The 19,173-nt window shown below is 37.2% G+C and carries 19 protein-coding genes; 11 read left to right on the forward strand and 8 right to left on the reverse strand.

Annotated features, from left to right (window positions below; genetic code table 11):
• Positions 1–215: 215 nt before the first annotated feature.
• Positions 216–1,157, reverse strand: coding sequence for a universal stress protein (locus ORQ98_RS17505; protein ID WP_274690098.1), 942 nt, complete (start codon positions 1,155–1,157; stop codon positions 216–218).
• Between the two features lie 241 nt (positions 1,158–1,398).
• Here ORQ98_RS17505 and ORQ98_RS17510 point away from each other — a divergent pair, with 241 nt between their 5' ends.
• Positions 1,399–2,952, forward strand: a complete 1,554-nt coding sequence (locus ORQ98_RS17510) for a flavin-containing monooxygenase (RefSeq protein WP_274690099.1) — start codon at positions 1,399–1,401, stop codon at positions 2,950–2,952.
• 16 nt (positions 2,953–2,968) lie between these two features.
• Here ORQ98_RS17510 and ORQ98_RS17515 read toward each other — a convergent pair whose 3' ends face one another.
• A complete protein-coding gene (locus ORQ98_RS17515; protein ID WP_274690100.1) occupies positions 2,969–3,856 on the reverse strand; it encodes a LysR family transcriptional regulator in 888 nt (295 codons plus the stop codon).
• Between the two features lie 106 nt (positions 3,857–3,962).
• On the opposite strand from ORQ98_RS17515, the gene ORQ98_RS17520 reads away from it, so the two are divergent.
• On the forward strand, positions 3,963–5,186 hold the full coding sequence (locus ORQ98_RS17520; RefSeq protein ID WP_274690101.1) for an FAD-dependent oxidoreductase: 1,224 nt from the start codon (positions 3,963–3,965) through the stop codon (positions 5,184–5,186).
• A 140-nt stretch (positions 5,187–5,326) separates the two neighbouring features.
• Here the strand turns inward: ORQ98_RS17520 and ORQ98_RS17525 are convergent, their stop codons facing one another.
• Positions 5,327–5,749, reverse strand: coding sequence for an arsenate reductase ArsC (locus ORQ98_RS17525; RefSeq protein ID WP_274690102.1), 423 nt, complete (start codon positions 5,747–5,749; stop codon positions 5,327–5,329).
• Positions 5,750–5,975: 226 nt separating this feature from the next.
• Here ORQ98_RS17525 and ORQ98_RS17530 point away from each other — a divergent pair, with 226 nt between their 5' ends.
• The 5 genes from ORQ98_RS17530 (at position 5,976) to ORQ98_RS17550 (ending at position 11,264) form a co-directional block, all read left to right on the forward strand.
• Complete coding sequence (locus ORQ98_RS17530) at positions 5,976–6,929, forward strand: hypothetical protein (protein WP_274690103.1); 954 nt, start codon at positions 5,976–5,978, stop codon at positions 6,927–6,929.
• A gap of 7 nt (positions 6,930–6,936) precedes the next feature.
• Complete coding sequence (locus ORQ98_RS17535; protein WP_274690104.1) at positions 6,937–8,694, forward strand: asparagine synthetase B family protein; 1,758 nt, start codon at positions 6,937–6,939, stop codon at positions 8,692–8,694.
• Between the two features lie 39 nt (positions 8,695–8,733).
• Positions 8,734–9,432 carry a cupin domain-containing protein gene (locus ORQ98_RS17540; RefSeq protein ID WP_274690105.1) on the forward strand — a complete coding sequence of 233 codons (699 nt, stop codon included), beginning with the start codon at positions 8,734–8,736 and terminating at the stop codon, positions 9,430–9,432.
• Positions 9,433–9,632: 200 nt separating this feature from the next.
• Entirely contained in the window at positions 9,633–9,977 is a 345-nt protein-coding gene (locus ORQ98_RS17545; protein ID WP_274690106.1) for a PilZ domain-containing protein, read from the forward strand.
• 333 nt (positions 9,978–10,310) lie between these two features.
• The gene (locus tag ORQ98_RS17550) at positions 10,311–11,264 is read left to right on the forward strand and encodes an aldo/keto reductase (RefSeq protein WP_274690107.1); all 954 of its coding nucleotides are present in this window, start codon (positions 10,311–10,313) and stop codon (positions 11,262–11,264) included.
• 90 nt (positions 11,265–11,354) lie between these two features.
• Here the strand turns inward: ORQ98_RS17550 and ORQ98_RS17555 are convergent, their stop codons facing one another.
• Positions 11,355–12,491, reverse strand: a complete 1,137-nt coding sequence (locus ORQ98_RS17555; RefSeq protein ID WP_274690108.1) for a phosphatidate phosphatase App1 family protein — start codon at positions 12,489–12,491, stop codon at positions 11,355–11,357.
• A gap of 200 nt (positions 12,492–12,691) precedes the next feature.
• Here ORQ98_RS17555 and ORQ98_RS17565 point away from each other — a divergent pair, with 200 nt between their 5' ends.
• The 4 genes from ORQ98_RS17565 to ORQ98_RS17580 all read left to right on the forward strand — a co-directional run bounded on the left by ORQ98_RS17565 (position 12,692) and on the right by ORQ98_RS17580 (position 16,582).
• Positions 12,692–13,837: a TIGR00266 family protein gene (locus ORQ98_RS17565; protein ID WP_425347694.1), complete on the forward strand. Its 1,146-nt coding sequence runs from the start codon at positions 12,692–12,694 to the stop codon at positions 13,835–13,837.
• A 160-nt stretch (positions 13,838–13,997) separates the two neighbouring features.
• Positions 13,998–15,299: a S1 family peptidase gene (locus ORQ98_RS17570; RefSeq protein ID WP_274690109.1), complete on the forward strand. Its 1,302-nt coding sequence runs from the start codon at positions 13,998–14,000 to the stop codon at positions 15,297–15,299.
• Entirely contained in the window at positions 15,287–16,228 is a 942-nt protein-coding gene (locus tag ORQ98_RS17575) for an FHA domain-containing protein (protein ID WP_274690110.1), read from the forward strand. Before ORQ98_RS17570 ends, ORQ98_RS17575 begins: the two co-directional genes overlap by 13 nt.
• Before the next feature lie 144 nt (positions 16,229–16,372).
• Positions 16,373–16,582 (forward strand): hypothetical protein, encoded by a 210-nt coding sequence (locus ORQ98_RS17580; protein ID WP_274690111.1) that lies wholly within the window; start codon positions 16,373–16,375, stop codon positions 16,580–16,582.
• 8 nt (positions 16,583–16,590) lie between these two features.
• On the opposite strand, the gene ORQ98_RS17585 is transcribed toward ORQ98_RS17580, so the two are convergent.
• The 4 genes from ORQ98_RS17585 to ORQ98_RS17600 all read right to left on the reverse strand — a co-directional run bounded on the left by ORQ98_RS17585 (position 16,591) and on the right by ORQ98_RS17600 (position 19,049).
• Positions 16,591–17,037, reverse strand: coding sequence for a GNAT family N-acetyltransferase (locus tag ORQ98_RS17585; RefSeq protein WP_342455212.1), 447 nt, complete (start codon positions 17,035–17,037; stop codon positions 16,591–16,593).
• A gap of 37 nt (positions 17,038–17,074) precedes the next feature.
• Complete coding sequence (locus tag ORQ98_RS17590) at positions 17,075–17,893, reverse strand: substrate-binding periplasmic protein (protein ID WP_274690112.1); 819 nt, start codon at positions 17,891–17,893, stop codon at positions 17,075–17,077.
• A 113-nt stretch (positions 17,894–18,006) separates the two neighbouring features.
• Complete coding sequence (locus ORQ98_RS17595; protein ID WP_274690113.1) at positions 18,007–18,366, reverse strand: GFA family protein; 360 nt, start codon at positions 18,364–18,366, stop codon at positions 18,007–18,009.
• A 41-nt stretch (positions 18,367–18,407) separates the two neighbouring features.
• On the reverse strand, positions 18,408–19,049 hold the full coding sequence (locus ORQ98_RS17600; protein ID WP_425347695.1) for a Vat family streptogramin A O-acetyltransferase: 642 nt from the start codon (positions 19,047–19,049) through the stop codon (positions 18,408–18,410).
• Positions 19,050–19,173 lie beyond the last annotated feature (124 nt).

Here is a 19,173-nt window from a genome sequence, read left to right on the forward strand (position 1 = left end):
AATTACATTTAGGACAGCTTAGTTTAACTTAAGTGATTTTAATAGGGTAAACTATTTTATAATCATTGAGTTATAAATTTGTAATAAATATGACGTATATTATTAGCGAATGATTTCTAGGTTCATGTGGCTTCATCATTTGATAGTTGAACCTAAAAACATTCGTATTGCTGTATCAAGATAATTAGTTAATATTTACTTTTAGCTTTTGACTATTATTCAAATTTGTCTATTTTAAACCCATCTGGTTTAACGGCTAATACTGAGCAACTGGTTTCACTTAAAACGTTTTCTGCCGTATTACCAATTACAAAACCTGCTAAACCGGTACGTCCTACAGTACCCATAACAACCATATCAATATCTAGCTCTTCGGCAACTCGGTGGATTTCTTCTGAGGCTTTACCTTTTACTAAATGAGGGAATACGCCGTGACGCTCTAATTGTTGAGTAATAATTAATTCATGTAGCGCCTTTTCATTTTCAGTGCGTGTTTTGGTGAGTAGCTGGTCAATTTCATCCTCTGGCATATTAATAAATGGCCCTCTAAGGCGGTCTTCACCATAAAGGCTCCATACTTGTAAAATATGCAGCTCAGCATCTTCTAACTGACTAATATTGTCTGCATAGCTAAGTAGTTTCTGGTTGAGTTTTGCCCTATCTGGGTCATCAAACTCAGAGTCAACAGCTACTAATACTTTATGAATTTTTCCAGGGTGTTTTTCATTGTCTACAATCAGCCAAACTGGAACAGGACACTTTCTTAATAAATGTAGGTCGTCACCAGTTAGCCGCCTTCGACTAAAATTAACAAAAGGGTCGGCTAATTTAATCACTAAATCAAAGCCTTTCTCTTGCACCATTTTTAAGATTTCAACATAGGATTTTCCCCAGCGAATTTCTGTAGTGACAGAACGGATCTTAGCTCTTTCGGCTTGATCTTTGAAATCATTCAGAACTTCTTGCAGCTGTTGAGTGAAAAGACCTTTTAACTTACCGAGCATTGTTTGTTCTGAAAAGCGAGTAATAGGATCATCCACCGCAATAATAGATAGCTTTGCGTCATTAGCTAATGCCAACTCAATAGCTTTAATAAACTCATCACTGTTGTAATGGGTGTGAGTGATGGCAACAAGGATGTTAGTGAATTCCTTCATTGGTGGTTCCTTGTAAGTAGCGTGATGAATTAATATTTTTTTAGTATATCTGACAATGAATAGGGATATAGCAAAAATTAACAAATTCAATAAGGAAGAACTACTGATAGTTTAAGAGATAAATATATTACAATTAAATTACAAAAATATGTTTCTTTAAAATAAATAAATTTTATTCATAAACACTATATAAGTATTTGCCTAACTGATATAAAGTAACAATTTTTATTTGGATGAAGTCATGAACAAGGATGTCAGTATTAAAGACGTTTGTGTTATTGGAGCTGGTATCTCTGGGTTATGCACTATTAAAGAGCTATTGGAGCAAAACCACCGGGTTACCTGTTATGAAAGTTCTAACACTATCGGTGGAGCTTTTAATGCAGCCTGCGAAGGAGGGAAAGCTTATCGCACGATGCGGCTGACTATATCCAATTATTTTATGGCTTATTCATCGTTTCCACCACGCATTATTGAAGATCGCTATTATTGGTCTGCTCTAGAATACATCAAGTACCTCAGCGAATACGCAGACCATTTTAAGCTTTATGACCACATCATATTTAACCATCAAGTTATCCACATTAATACTAAAGCGATACGCCCGACAGTAACTGTAAAAACTGATAAAGGATTAGTTGAAAATAAAGTATTTGATTATGTAGTCATTTGTAGTGGTGCGAATGCAAGTGAGCATGTGCCTCAATTTAATGGTCAGGATACCTATACAGGTAAGATCATTCACTCCTCAATGTTTGATCAATATAGTTATCGAGGTAAACGAGTGCTTTGTATTGGCCTTGGTGAAACAGGTAGTGATGTTTGTCATTTAATTGCACAACAAGCAGATAGTTGTACCGTTGCAGTCAGAAACCTACCTTCCGTAGTAAGGCGCTACGCTCATAACCATACTAACGATGCATTAACAACAAGAATTCTAAGCGCTGCAGGAAAAACAGGTATAGACAGGTTTATGAAATACCAGGCAGCTATTAAATTAAAACTCGGTAAGAAATACAATAAAAAAGAGCGTTATTATTTTGAGCTGATTAAAGAACAAAATGGTGGGTTTAGCGATAGATTTTTAACTAAGAATGATGCATTTATTGAAGATATAGTTAACGAAAAACTAGCCTTAAAAAAAGCAGAAATTAAGCATATTGAAGGTAATAAAGTTATTTTTAGTGATGGAATCCATGAGATGTTCGATTTTATAGTGTGTAACACAGGCTATAAAAATAACTTTTCATTTGTTGATTCTAACCAGTTGCTAGGCAATGTACGAGACTTGTTTAAACACATGCTGCACCCACAATTGCAAACCAAATTAGCCTTAATTGGCTGGGCCAGGCCGACTCAGGGTGGTGTACCAGTGATGTCGGAAATGCAGGCACGTTATCTAGCACTGTTGTTAGCAGGAAAAAAAGCTTGGCTAAGTCAGAATCAGTTAAATGATAAGATTGAGCAAGACAGGTGCTATGAAGAAAGTTTTTTCAAAAACAGTGTTTGGCTAAAATCATTGGTTGATTACCACCAGTATATGCGTGAAATGGCAAACTTAATTGGCTGCCAACCGAATATTCAATTACTGAAAAATCCTGGTTTATTGTTCAAGTATTGGTATGGCTCTCATCTATCTTACTTTTATCGCTTACAAGGCTCTGGGGCTCAGCCAGCTAAAATGAAAGCAGTAATAAACTCCTTGCCAGTGGCGCAAACAAAAAGAAGAAGCGTAGTATTAACTTTGCTGTCGCTTATCAACTATGTTCGTGTTGTATCTATAGTAAAAAAGTAAAGGCGACACTACCTAACTAAACACTAGACATAGCTTTCCTTAGTGCTTTTATAAACAACTTCGCTGGTTGTGATAGTGCTTGGTAGCGGCGATATATTACGCCCAACGAGACATGAATTTCTGGAACAACTGGCAAGACTTTGCAGTTACTCGGCAGTAAAGAGGGTATTGAGTAGCGATCTACCAGAGCAATGCCCAACCCTTGGATGGCCATGCGGCAGGCAACAGCAAAGTAGTTGACCTGATTTTGACACTTCTCTCGCTTTAATCCAGGTAGCTCACGGGCCATTAATTGTGCCCACCAGGTATTTCCAGAACACCAAATAACAGGGGCATTGATTAGTTGCTCATGCGTTAAAACATCAGATGATGCCAAAGAATGCTCTTGTTGTATTAGTGCAACAATACAACTGTTTCCTAAAGACTCCATCATCAGCTCAGGAGCGTCTGTTGGAAAGTGAACAATGCCAAGCTCTGCTTCACCTTGGGCGATACGGTTAGCAATATCAGCATTTTGTTGCACATTTAATTGTATTTGTAGTTGGGGATAATGCTGTTGAAATTGGCTGATTTGTAAGGGCAGAAGTTCTTGTGCTAGAGCTGGAGGAGCCATGATTTCAAGCATCCCATGTTCCAGTGCCGCCATTCGCTGCCCTAGCTGGTTCAACCGCTGCAATGAGTGCTCCACGTCTTGAGCAGCTTCAAACAAAGCTTTGGCTTCAGGGGTGGGTTGCAGTCTTCCACCAAGTCGCTGGAATAGAGGATATCCAATACGCTGTTCAGCATGTTGCAATGACTTGGTAACTGCAGGCTGTGAGATATGCAGTTGACGAGCGGCTTCAGTCAGTGAGCCGGCTCGCATGATTGCTATAAAAATTTCTATATGACGGGCAGAAAAAGCCATAACCTTTAGTTATACAAAATACATGTATTTCTATTATTTCTTATGCTCGGGTTCTTCGACAATAACTATTTAACTATTGTTGGGTTAACTGGTAAGGAGCTAAAGAATGAAAGTTGCTGTCGTTGGAGCAGGTGTTATAGGGCTTAGCTCAGCCTGGATGCTGCTTCAGCAAGGCTTTGAAGTGGAATTAGTAGATCAAGCAGTCGAGCCTGCTGCCGGTTGCAGCCATGCTAATGGTGGTCAGCTTTCTTATCACTACAATAGTCCGATCAATCAGCCTGGTCTGCTCAGGCAGCTCCCTCTTGCTATTTTGGGTAAAGATCCAACTTTAGCTATAACCTACGAAGCGGGCTTTGATTTTTTTCGCTGGGGGCTAAAGCTATTAGCCTGTTCTATACGCGCCCAAACTCAAAAATCTTCTTTAGCCATGCAGCAGTTAGGTATTCGTTCAGGTGAGTTAATGACCTCTCTGCAGCACCAGTTGGGGCTGTCATTCGATTATCGTCCTGCATCAGGAAAGCTTTATCTTTATTTCGATCAAAAGAGTTGGCATCAGGCTTGTCATAACGCTGTTGGACAACAGCTCTCTAAGAAGCAACTACAGAATGTTCCTGGCATTCATGGTCAAGCGGCTGATGCTGTTGGTGCGTTAATACAACCAGGGGATGAGAGTGGTGATGCAGCGCTTTTTTGCCAACAACTGTTTACCAGGCTACAACAGCATCAAGGGTTTCAGTCACGGTTGGCTAGTCCTGTTACTGCTATTCGTATCGCGTCAGGGCGAGTTTTGGAGTTGAGTACACCTACAGGTTCAGTACATGCTGATCACTATTTGATTGCTTGTGGGTGTAGCAGTGTGCAGTTGGCACGAAAAGTAGGTATCAAATTACCGATCTATCCAATGAAAGGTTATAGCCTTACTGTTCCGGCAACAGGTAAATGCCCGGATATTTCAATTACCGACACGAAAAGAAAAATAGTTTATTGTCGCCTTGGCAATCGCTTGCGCATTGCGGGGTTTGCTGAATTTTCAGGGTGGGGGAGTAGTGTTCATCCTGCAGCCATTAATAATATGCTATCCGCTGCACGTCAGCTGTTGCCAGAAGCAGGCAATTACAAGCAGATACTGCAACAGTGGTGTGGATTACGCCCAGTGACTCCCGACAGTTTACCATTAATTGGACAGACTAAAATTGCCAATCTTTGGCTCAATACTGGTCATGGAATGTTGGGGTGGACCCATGCGTTAAGTTCTGCCGAATTGATTTGCCAACTTATTACTTCTTCTATTGGTACAGAAGATACGCCTTTCAATGTGCAGCGGTTTTGATATTTTCTAGCCGAAGCGATAGACATACAATATGTGTTAACAGGCCTAACTAAAATAAAGATATAAATATATTCCTAAAAAGAGCTCAATAAATATATGCATTAATATGGGACAGGTATTTTTGTATCAACATAATTATTTTATATTAATATTAAGTCTATTTTTTGAACAAACTGTTTAATGTCCTCACATACTTTTTGGTAGCAGCTCAGTGCTTCTTCTTTATTTGATGCTTTGGCTGCCAGTTTGGGTGGGTCTTCAAAGCTGTGGTGGATAAATTTGGTTTTAGCTGGGAATGCTGGACATACATCATTAGCATGATCACAAACAGTAATAACATACTCAAAGTGCGATTCTGGCAATTGATCAACTGTTTGAGACCGTTGTTGGTGAATGTCGATACCTGCTTCTGCCATTACTTGTATGGCATAGGGGTTTAGCCCATGAGCTTCAATACCTGCTGAGTAAACTTCAAAGTCATCAGGTCTTAAATGCCTTAACCAGCCTTCAGCCATCTGACTACGACAGGAGTTGCCAGTACATAAGAATAAAACGCGTATCATGTTAGCCTGAATATCTCATCAGAGTATACTCGCTTTAGTGAGCCCTTTGAGTATTGGGGAGCCACCAAGGCTTGTCGGAAAATAAAGTAATGTGTTTAGCCAGAATGCCCAGAATTTTTGATATCTGACGAAACATTCGGGCTAGTCCTGCTAGGCTATAAATAACAGTTTCGTAAAGCCTAATTATAACACTTTGGTTAAAAAAGGTTAGCAAGGATGCGCCATAATGATTTGTCCATCATGTGAACGTTTTTTAAAAGGGTATAACACACAATGTTCATGTGGCTATAAGTTTATATTTCGCGCAAAAACAGAGCCATTTAATGACAATAAAATGAAAAAACTGGAGCTAAAGGCCAGTGCTTTCGATACTCGTTATTTTACTAGAAATATGCTTTATAGTGTCTTTTTAAAGACATCTGCTAAGTCACTTATAGCACCTATGATCTTTATTATAATTTTTTGCGGTATTTTTTCTGCAATCCTTATTGGAACTTTATCTTATATTGGGTTAATTATCGCTACTCTTTTATTTGGGGTAGCTATTAAGCTAGTGATTAAAGCCAATAAACCAATGAGTATAGAAGATTTTGCTGATTACTATAAACGCTGGGTCAACGCTAAAAGAAATAATAGCTATTTAGTTGATAAGCCAAAGCTCAAAAAACCACCAGTTAACAATCAAGAAGCTGATATTTTTGATTACGGTGCTGATCGTATAGTAGTTGTTGATGATCCTTTGTTTGTAGACTGTTTGATACTAAATGAAGAACATATGCGTTCGAAAGCTTTAATAGTATCTCAAGATGGTTATCCTTCATATTTAAAAGAGCAATTTAAAAATCTACTAGAACAAGCTGACAATATACCAGTTATTTTACTACATGGTACAAATCAAAATAAAACCAAAATGATTCATTCAATTGAAAGTAGTTTTAATATCAAGTTGGCTGATAATCAAGTATATGACTTAGGTTATTATGAGGAGCAAATTAAACAAGCAAAATCACTATATAAACGAATGAGAATAACAAAATGTACTGTTGATATGTTGCCTTATCCGTTATCTACTCAGCTAATCAGTAAAGATAGGTCACAACTGCAAGATATGCTGGTTTTAGGTGCTGTGGCTGCAACTGCCAGTTATGTATCTTTTTCTTTTGCAGATGACTTTGGTTAAAAAGCATATGACTGGACTTGTCGGCTATTTTGGTAATCAACCTAAAGCAGTAATTCAAAAAATGGCTAGTCAGCTAGAGCATCGTTTTGCTAATGGTTTACAACAAGTTATAACTGAAGCACTGGTTGCAGCTGTTGGCACTGTGCCTGAAAATGCCAGTCAGAACTTTCATGTGGGTGTCTGGAGAAAAGACAACTTAACATTAATAATTAATGGTTTTTTTACTGGTGATTCATATAACACAAAGCCGCAAGATATAGTAACAAGCTATTTACGTCATGGTATAGATGAATTATGTAGGCTTGAAGGTGCTTTTATTATTGCGTTATATGATAAACAGTCAGGTATAGGTTATTTAATTAGAGACGGTGCAGGACAAAAAACATTATATTTTAGCCAAGTAAACCAAAGCTTATTTTTTGCAGTAGAACCAAAAGCTATACACCAATTATCACTTTTTACTCCACAGCTTAATAATGCTGCACTTGCACAATATCTTAGTTTTAGCTTTGTACCTGGTTGTAATACTATGCTTCAAGGGTTATATGAACTTCCTGCTGGCCATTATCTTATATGGAAGAATAATGAATACTCGTTAAAACGCTACTTTCTTTTTGAACAGGAAGTAATGAAAGAAAACAATCAATATCAAGATGCTGATAACTCTGCCAGACAATTTAAAAAGCTACTAACTTCTGCTGTTTTAGATAGGTTACCAGCCAACAGAGAGTTGGGTATATTTTTATCTGGTGGGCTAGACTCAAGTGTAGTGACTGCCGAACTAGCAAGTTTATACCAGAACAAATTGAATACTTTTTCAATTCATTTTGGTAAAAAATACCCTAATGAATTGGAGTATGCAAGGCAAGTGGCAGAAAGGTACAAAACCAACCATCATGAGGTGCATATTAAGCCAAAACATTTTTTACACCGTTTAAAAAGTATTATTTGGCTATTAGATGATCCAATTGGTGACCCTATAACAGTACCAAATTTTGAGTTAGCCCAGTATGCCAGTAACTACAGTCAGTGGATTTTTAATGGTGAAGGTGGTGATCCGTGCTTTGGTGGGCCAAAAAATTATGGAATGTTGTTAAGTCAGTGGTATGGTACAGATTTTATGGGGTTAACTAGGCAAACACGTGAAGTAACTTATCTAAAATCATTTCAGCGAGCATATGATGAATTAGAAAAATTATTAACTCCTGAAGTAAAAGAAATGTTCTCTCATGAAGCGGACTTGGTAGGAGTCTTGTCACCTTTTTTTAATACTAAAATGCCTGATACTCTGTTAAATAAGCTGATGGTTATGAACATACGATTAAAGGGAGCACACTTAATTTTACCTAAAGTCGAAAGAATGTTACAGGCCCATAGGCTACATTCGCTTTCACCATTATTCGACGAACGAATCGTGCGTTTTAGTTTCAGATTACCAGGTAAACAAAAAATAAGTTATGGCGATGAGAAGTTGGTAATGAAACGGGCTTATCAGTTACAGCTACCTAAATCAATCATTAACAGACCTAAAAGTGGGATGAGAGTACCTGTACAGTTTTGGTGTCAAGGTGAGATGAAACACTATATAAAACATGTGTTTTCTAAAAAAGCAGTAACCCAAGCAGGTATATTTAATTATGAAAGACTTAAGCAGCTAATAAACTACAACACTGGTGAGCATAATATGCGGTTTGGTATTAAATTATGGATGTTATTAAGCTTTGAAATTTGGCGCAGACTAGTCATAGAAAAACAAACCGTTTGAAGGAGAACTATCAATTGTTCTTTATATAAAGGTAATAGTATGGAAGATGTAATAATATGGAATAATTATTTCGGCTTATTATTTGACGACAGTAAAAGTAGCTTCCCTTCACGGCTATTTGCTTATCAAACTTTTGATAAAAACCAGCCTATTACTGTAAAAATAGATAATGCAGGGGCTTGCTTTGGATATGTCTATGCAGGCCAGTTAACAGTGTTGGATAACTTAGTTAGTTGGCAGTTACAGCGTGAACAATGGTTTCATATACCTGCAGGCTGCCAATTGATATTACAGCCTTTTTCTAAAATTGTTGTTTGTCAGCGGCTTGGTTATCGAGGTATGCATATAATGGGGGGGCCTATTGAGCAATCAGGACGTCTTCGTTATATAGATGGTTGTACAGATACGCTACTTTGCAGTCCTCCACTGGAGGGTGATCCATGCTTAAATTTATTACACTTTCCAACCAATATCACTCAAACCCAGCATACTCATCCCAGCGTTCGAGCAGGAATAATTGCGAGAGGGCACGGTCTGTGTTGTACAGCAAAAGATACAATTGAGCTACGTGAGGGAATGGTATTTATGATTCCTACTGGTGCTGTACATCATTTTGAAACAATGCAGCAGAGCATGGATGTGATCGCTTACCATCCAGATAGTGACTGGGGCCCAACCCATGAAGAACACCCGATGATCAATCGTACTTGGGTCGATGGTAAAAAAATAGTTAATTAAGTCAATACTGCGGACAGTTTTATAGGTGTTGTATGTTAGTGTTTACGGGGGGAGTGCTCTACTCTCATATACTTTATTGCAAGATAGCCTGAGGCTTAACATGCAATAAACTCCTCCTTCCTATGGTACATGGCCTGTAGAGCAATGTTTTATAATTCAAAAACTGTCCACAGTATTGTTAAGTAAAAGAGGTGAGTAAGGTGGAAAAACTAAAGCTTAATGATCACCGGCGTTACCCTCGAACCAAAGTTCAATGGCCAGGTGTTATTAAATATCGAGACCATATTATAGAGGTGACAACCGTTGATATTTCTGTACAGGGAGTCATGGTTGTATCATCATTTAAGGTAAAGACTAATCAACATGCTACGTTAATGTTGAATTGTAGCTTCAATGATAAGAAAGCAGTGTTTTATGCTAAAACTAGAGTAAAACAAGTACGGTTCAGTCAATATAAATTTAATTTAATATTAATATTTGAAGAACTTTCACCAAAGTTTAAGGCATTTATAAAAAACTTTGTTTCTGCTAGCCAGAATTTTTGAGCGCTTCCGTTTATTTATATTAGACAGAAATTTAGTATAGTTATTGACCATGAGTATAAATGATATACTGATTTTATAGTCAACCTGGAGGCTTTTATTATAATCAGATTGTCCTAGTTGGTAAGTGTTTTCAGAGAAATTCGGTTAGCGTTGTTTTATATTATTTATATCTTAATTAGCTATCGGAATTATAATCATATAGTGAGTGCTACAGCAAAAGTTGTATATATTACCCTGAATGATTTCTATTTCATTTAAGATAGAATTACTTTAGGGTTAAGTAAATGTCCTTTGCAAGTAGAAAGCTGGTAACTAATAGGTGGTTAGCTCACTATGAAAACAGAAATGCTTGATGCTGGTAGTAGCATCCCTTTAATAGGACTAGGAACCTGGCTTGCTGCGCCAGGTGAAGTATATACTGCTACAAAAACTGCAATTGAAATGGGTTATCGCCATATTGACTGTGCACCAGTTTATAGTAATGAATCTGAGATAGGTGATGCGTTAACTGATAGTATAAAGAAGGGGCTAGTTACCCGTGAAGAAATATGGATTACATCAAAACTCTGGAATAATTCCCATGCACCAGAACATGTTATACCTGCTATAAAGCAAACACTAAAGGATCTTAAATTAGATTATATTGATTTATTTTTGATTCACTGGCCTATAGTTCAACGCAAAGAAGTAATTATTCCTAAAACTGCAGAAGACTTTATTCCACTGGATCATTTGCCAATTAGTGAAACATGGCAACAGTTGGAAAGAGTAGTTGAGTTAGGTTTATGTCGAAATATTGGTGTATCTAATTTTAGTATAAAGAAACTCAAAGAATTAATTAATAGCGCTCAAGTTAAACCATTTGCTAACCAGGTTGAGCTACACCCATATTTACAACAAAATAATTTGCTTACGTTTTGTAAACGAAATGATGTTCACCTTACTGCTTATTCTCCTTTAGGTTCTTTTGGCCGCCCTGGTATCATAAAGCAGCCGAATGAGCCCATATTGTTAAAAGACCCCGTGATTGTCTCTATTGCTAATCGGATGAATATATCCGTTGCTCAAGTAGTGTTAGCCTGGGCTCTTCAGCGAGGAACATCTGTTATTCCAAAATCAATTAATCCACTAAGAATGCAAGAAAACCTCAGTGTTAATGAAGTTTTATTAGATAAAGAAGCCATATTGCAAATTTCTAGTTTGGATAAACACTATAGGTATTCATCAGGCAGCTTTTGGGCGATTGAAGGAAGTCCTTATACGATGAAAAATATTTGGGATGAATGAGCTGGTATGTAGTTTTACTAGATGGATATGATCTAGCAAAACTACATACCAGCTACTTAAAGTTAATTTCGAAGAATATATCTGATGCAATCATTTATTGATTATGGATAGTATTATTTTTTTGGGGTTAATAAATAACTGCCATTTATCATTGTTAACTCCAGAAAAAGCTTTTTTATAACGGCTCTCTGTTGCTGAAGAATTATTCACATTACGGATGAAAGTTTTTATTATTTGTTTAGGGTATTTGCGCATTAACTCACCATAAACTTCAGGGTCTTGTTCACCACTATCACCTACTAAAATAAATTTACGCTTAGGATAAACTTGTAAAATAGCCTCAATTTGCTTTGGTTTGGTTTCAGTGCCTTTTTTAAATAAATTTAATAAGGTCTCATCCTTAAAGCGAATATATTTCAAACTATAGCTTGCCCAAGGGTAGCCTGCCGTGTCTGCAAACTCGACCAGAGGTTGATATAAATGCCATGGGCTAGAAGAAACAAAATGAAAGGTTGCCCCTTGTTGCGCCCAGCTTTGGTATAAAGCTGGCATACCTGCTGTGGGAATAAAGTCTTGAAAAAAAGTATAATTCATTAACTTAGCATGGTCTGTAACTTGAGTAACTTTGATTGTGTCATCGATATCGCTTACAACAGATATACCTTCAGGGGGAATCAGGCTTACAGTCCCATAAAAGTTTCTTTTGTCTTTCGAATTTATTACAGCGCTAAATACAATTTGATTATTTTGCTGTAATTGATTAGCCTGTTGTTTCGTCAAGGTAATGGTGTCTTGAAAGTGACCATTGGGTGAAGATTTTGGTAACGTATAAAGTTGCTTTCCTATCCTGATTATAATACTTTTATTCCTTTCATTATCGGTAATTAGCAGGTTAACTCGCCTATTGAAGTTGTTTTCCGTTTGTTTAGATGTGGCTGATAGGCCATACTTTGATTTTAATGCTCTAGCAATTAGCCGTTTTCGAATAATACTTTTTTCAGGTTCATACACCCAACCATGAATCGGTAAGTGCCATAATTGTGATGTTTCATCTAACCATGCACTACTACGAAAAAATTGTATATATTCATCAGACTTTATATTGGAAACTGTTTGATTATCAAACTTGTTGTGAGCTTTAATTGAAGAGGCATGCCCGTGTGTGGTTAAAAATACATAAATACTACAAAGAACCAGTGTTGTAGAAAGCCTGATTGTATAAAACATGCTGATTTACCAAAAAAGTATTTTTAATGCCATGAATAATATCTTGTATTAAGTTTATATGTAAGCATACCTTATATATACACTATGTAGTGTACTATAGAGAGTGTCTAAAAATGCACTTTTAATAGGATAGCTGTTAGTATCACAGCATTGTGTTTTAACGAAAGTGTCTTAACCAAACCTATGTCAGGAGGCTCCTTGTGAACCAATGGTACTTTTCAATTGAAGGGAAGCAGTCAGGCCCGATTGATGATGCAATGGCCAAGGTGATGGTGAGAGAAAACCCAGGTTCTTATTGTTGGAAACAAGGCTTTAGCGACTGGTTGCCAGTTTATGAAGTACCCGAGTTACGTCGTATGAAGAAGGATGGTGTAACACCTTTTCCACCTCCACCCGCAAATATGATGTCACCTAAACCCTCTGCATTACCTCAGGTTGCGGGACAGACTGCAACGAATGTAGCGAAGACACCGGCGAGTCAGCCAGCAGTACAGCCACAGACTACTACTCAAGCAACACAAGCATCGGCAGGTTTTGGTAGTGCTCAATACACAGAAGGTATCGACTATAAAATATATGGCACAGAAACCCAGTTTCTTGAGTTGGAGTTAGACCCAAAAGAAAGTGCGGTTGCTGAGGCTGGTGCCATGATGTACAAGACATCAGGTGTAGAAATGGAAACAATCTTTGGTGATGGCAGCCAACAACAAAGCTCAGGCTTTATGAGCCAGCTGATGGGGGCAGGGAGAAGGTTAATCACAGGAGAGAGTTTATTTACTACCGTTTTTACTCAAACTGGCTCTGGCAAAGGTAAAGTAGCATTTGGTGCTCCATTTCCTGGTACTATATTACCTATTTCTTTGTCAGATTATCATGGCAAGTTGATTTGCCAAAAAGATAGTTTTTTAGCAGGGGCTAAAGGTGTTGAAATTGGCTTACATTTTCAAAAGAAAATTTTAACCGGGTTATTTGGTGGCGAAGGTTTTATTCTGCAAAAGCTAGAAGGTGATGGGCTGGTATTTGTCCACATGGGGGGCACTGTCCATAAAATGGAATTAGGCATAGGCGAAACATTGCATGTAGATACTGGTTGTTTGGCTGCAATGACGGAAAGTGTAGATTACGACATTAAGCGCGCAGGTGGTATTAAAACGATGCTTTTTGGTGGTGAAGGTTTCTTTTTTGCTACATTGACAGGTCCTGGAACGGTATGGTTACAAAGCCTGCCATTCTCCAGATTAGCAGGCAGAATGTTAGCTGCTGCACCAGGTGGTGGTGGACGATCTCAGGGTGAGGGATCACTACTAGGTGGTTTAGGTGATATATTTGGCGACAGCAGTCGTTAACACTTTTAAAAGGATAGGGTTGGGTCAGCTCTGAAAACTGTTACCCAACTTTATGTATGTACAACTATAAAATAATGAATGGAGCTGATTTGGCTTTGAGTTATCTAACTATCATAGTGAAAACTATGCTGAAAGTTATATATACGATACTATCCGCCAAATGAAAACAAATATTATCCGACAATTATTATTACTTTTGTTACTATGTTTTGGCAAGCCAGTGTTGGCTGAACAGGTAAGCCCTGATGGTAAGGCAACTCAGTTATTTAATGAGTTTAATAAACAAGTCTATCAAATTCGCGTAATTGATATCGCTTCAGGAGACAAGTCGAGTATAGGCTCTGGCTTTCAAGTGAGTGCAAATGGTTACGTGGCCACTAACTTTCATGTGGTTTCTTCTTACATTCATGAACCTGAAAAATACCGGCTAGAATATGTCAGTCATAATGGAATAACGGGAGCTTTAGAGGTTAAGGGGATCGATGTTATTCATGACTTGGCTGTACTTAAAGCAGAAAAGCTGGCAGCTAATCATTTTAATTTCAGGCGTGAGTCTATCGCTAAAGGAGACCGTATCTTTTCCATGGGTAATCCTCAAGACTTAGGGATGACTATTATAGAAGGTAATTATAATGGCTTACTCAAAAACTCTCGGTTCAAAAAAATATTATTTTCTGGCTCGTTAAACCCAGGTATGAGTGGTGGACCTGCTTTGGATATTAATGGGCTTATTGTTGGTGTTAATGTATCAAAGGCGACTCGGGGTGAACAACTTAGTTTTCTTGTACCTGTGCAGTACTTGAGCACACTGGTGCAACAAGTACAAACAACAGCAGCTAGTAATAGTTCGAACCAAATAGAAAGTTTTCAAAAAGTCATTGAAAGTACATTACATGAAGACCAAGATGAGTTTTTTCAAACAATTCTAAGTCAACCATTTTTAACTGATAGCTTTGGTGATTTAAAGCTACCGACTAGGCTAAGCCCTACATTGAACTGTTGGGGGCACTCTGTTGATGATGAAGAGATAAAATACAATAGCTTTCATCAGCATTGTAAGCTAGATGACCAAATATATATAAGCAATGACTTTTATACAGGTGATTTTGCTTATGACTATGAGTGGTTGACCACCAGTAAGTTAAACCCACTACAGTTTTACGATGCTTTAGAGCAGCGTTATAGCCATACCAAACTATACAACTTATCAGGTAAAAAGCATGCTACTGGCTATCAATGTAAGTCAGATTTCGTCAGGGTTGCAGACAGTTCATGGAAAGTGTCTAGCTGTTTTCGGGCCTATAAAGACTATAAAGGGTTGTATGATGCGCTCTTGCTTATGGCCTTAGTTGAGCGTAATGATAAGGCAGCCATTTTAAAGATAGGAGCGGCGGGTATTAGTAAACAAAATGCAACGTTACTCTTTAAAAAATTTATGGAGTCAATAGAGTGGCAGCATTGATTATTCAAACAGGTATACGACATGGTCGTGTTGCAGAAGTAGTAAAAAGCAGTAGTGATTCGCTAACTATCGGCCGAGGATTTGATAATGACCTGGTGTTAGTGGATCCTTATATTGCTGCTAATCAACTTTGTTTTAAACAGAGAGAAGGGGAATGGTTTGTTGATATTATAGATGAAACTAACCCTGTATTAATCAATGGACAAAATATAGTTGATAATACCCAAGTTCAGTCGGGTGATAGATTAAGAGTTGGACGAACCAGTTTAACGATATATCTTGATAACCATCAAATTGAGCCGACACGTAAATTATTACTGTCTGGTTGGTTGCATCATGATAACTTGGGAATAATACTACCTACACTGGTTTTGCTTGGGGTCTGTCTTTTAGATGCAGGCATTGGTTTTTTACAAGTATCGGACCGCTATGAGTGGAAAGAATATACATTTTATTCACTGATTGGTGCCCTAATTATTGTTATTTGGGCAGCTATTTGGTCAATTGCAGGCCGGTTACTCAGGCATGAGCACCATTTTTCTAGCCAATTATTAATTACTAGTGTGGCTGCAGGTGTGTATACACTATTAGAACCAATAAGCAGCTATATAGAATACGCAACTAATAGTATCTTTACTGGAGAGGCTACAGCTATATTTTTTGTGTTAGTGGTACTCACTGGTTTATTAAAATTTAACTTGATGTTTGCTACTAATATAGTAAGAAGTAGCACCGCTGCATTGGTAGCGAGTATAAGCACCACAATTTTTCTACACACAATTAACTATCTAGAGCAAACTGATCAAAGTAACAGACCTGAGTATTCAAATGTACTAAAAGCACCATTTGCACACATAAGTGGTGATAGCTCGATAGATGAATATTTTCAAGAGTTAGAAGGGGAGTTTGAACGGCTAGAGATAGAATAGAGTTATTTTATAGAACTACAAAAACTTTTGCTGCAGGTCAATCAAGTTACTGCCTTCCCCTAAGCTTATTTAGCTAATACCTTAGAAGCTCATGGTGTCTAATACTGGGCTTTTGTTGAAACTTCATTATCCCTGGAGGGTGGTATGCAAGTTAAAGACTCTTCTCGCCTTCGCTATGTACAGGTCCTCGTTTCTATAGGAGATATTAAAAAAATAAGCTCATTTGCTGTCCCTGAAAATATTGCTTCCATCAAAATCATGAAAAAATTGGGGATGAAGTACATAAAAACGTTTATCAACAAGGATCCTTTAGGTGACGTAGAGGCACTACTTTATGAACGAGAAGTAAGATAATTTGTGGCTTATGTATCTTGGTTAGTTGAATAATAAGCCATTAGAATCTCAGTCTTTCCTGTATGCTCATCGGGCTGTTCCTTAATAGCAGTAAAGCCATTTTGTTGATAGAACTTAATGCTTTTTTTATTATCTCGATATACGGTCAAATCTAATTTATTGCGTAATGATTTTGCTTTGGCTAATAATTGCTGTCCAATTCCACTGCCTTGATCAGAAGGGTCCACAAATATAGCAGCTAATGTGTTATTATAAAGTGAAAAAAAGCCTTTAATACCTTCAGCATCTTCATACACATATGTTTCTGATGATGGTATATAGACCTCTTGCATTAAGTTTAATTTAGAATGCCAAAAGTCAGGACTTACAAAGTCATGAGCTTTAATAGAAGCTTCCAGCCAAATATTTAATACAGTATCCATATCTGTTGGAATAAAGGGACGTATCATTGTCATATTTATTTTCCTTATTCTATACTGGGGTTTGTTAACACTATTGGGTGTAGATATAGTGATTTATGATGTTTTCGATTGTCCCGCTATTTCTCATTTGTACTATAATAGAATCTAATTTTTCTATAAAATCTTTTTTGAAAGGGTAACGATCAAGACCTCTATTTGTATAACCAATATAACCCCATTCGCTATTTAAAACAGCTCCTTGAACTACTTTTCCGTGAATGGCAGGTTTATATTCGCCAGATTTTTTTAGTTTTTCGAGCCCCCAAAAAATTGATGTCTTATCATTCACATAACATGGTATTCGTTTTTTTAATAATTTCAGTAAATTTAATTGATTACCTCTAGCTTCTTCTATTTTTATTTTATTCTGTTGAGCAAAACTCCAGAAGTGATCAGTGAAGCTCTCAAAACCACTGTTTCTACCAATAGTTAAACCTTTATAATCCTCAGGCCAATTAGCCCTGTTATCATCAATGAGAAACTCCTCACGACATACCACAACAAGCTTTTCAGCTAAGATAGGTGTTGAATAAGGATCAATATAAGGACGGGTCTCTTTTCTCAGGTAAGGAGGATACAAGGCAAAACCTTCGCCTAGTTCCAATTGTTTTAAGCCACGCTTCCAGGGGATAGGATGAATTTCTATATCATAACCAGTCATTTGCTGAAAGGCTTGTAATAAGATATCAGTATATATGCCTGCAGCCTCTCCATTTTCTTCATAAGAGTAAGGTGGGTATGAGTCGTCTGCCAGCACAATGACTGGAATGCGGGCTTGCGCATTAAATGTAGCTGCAGTAACTAATAGAGCTAGTACTAGTGCTTTTATCTTCATTACAGCGATAAACATGATTTTGGCTCAAGTATAACTAATATAGCAACTAATATACCTTTATAGATACTAAGTAGAATTATTTATTTTAAGTCTGTAATAGATTGTCTCGTAAACGATTAATGCTAATTCTAATCAATAAATCGCCAAGAGTCGGCACCATCAAATTTTCTAATTGGAATCGATTGAATGGTGTCAAGATTGAGCATTCTTCCATTAACTGCAATCCTTTGCTCCTCACATTTTTCAGTTGAGGTATAATGTGTTGTACAGCCACAGATGCCACAATGATGTAGCTCAATGAACTTATCTCCCCATAAGTAAGTTTTTGTTGGCTCGCTATTTATACAGATATTGACTTCTTCAGGCTTATAATAAGCCCACAAAGAACCAAGCCGATTGCAAATTGAACAATTACAGCTGGTTACAGCAGAGGGGAGATTGCTAACTGTTATATTCACGTTGCCGCAGTGGCAAGAAGCTTTATACATAATGTATCGCCCTAAATATTATTTTTTGTTTTTTCATTTTATTACCTTGAGCTATCTACAGCTAATAAACGAGGTAAATTACAATCTACAATAGCTTCTAAATTTGCTGTAATTTTTTCTGCATCCCAATCCCACCAAGCAATTTTTAATAGTTCATTTATAGTACTATCATCAAATCTGAACTTTATGACTTTAGCAGGATTACCTCCCACGATGCTGTATGCTGGAACATCGTTGGTCACGACGGATTTACTAGCAATAATTGAACCGTTACCCGCTTTAACTCCAGGCATAATGGTTGAGTTATAACCAACCCAAACATCATTTTCTATAATGGTATCTCCTTTGTAGGGTAATTCTCCTTCCTTTGGCATAGCTTTTTCCCAACCATTACCAAATATTTGAAATGGATAGGTAGAAAAGCCAGAAGTTTTATGATTGGCACCATTCATTATAAAGGTTACGTCTTTGGCAATAGCACAAAATTTTCCAATAATTAACTTATCCCCAATAAATGGAAAATGATAAAGTACGTTTTGTTCGAACCTTTCTGGTCCTTCTGGGTCATCGTAATAAGTGTAATCACCAACAATAATATTATCTGAAGTGATAAAATTTTTTAAATAGCCAACTTGAGGAAAACCTTTCATTGGCTCCTTATTATTAGGGTTTGGCCCTTTCAATCCTATCTCCTGAAGTGAGTGAGTTTGTAATAAATCAGTTTTTAGCACGCTACCGCCCTTTGGAAGGTTAAGTTCCAATTTAGGTGTAGGTTTATTAAATTAAATTGTCCTACAGTTGTTTTGT

The sequence above is a fragment of the Spartinivicinus poritis genome (genome assembly GCF_028858535.1).
GTDB lineage: Bacteria > Pseudomonadota > Gammaproteobacteria > Pseudomonadales > Zooshikellaceae > Spartinivicinus > Spartinivicinus poritis.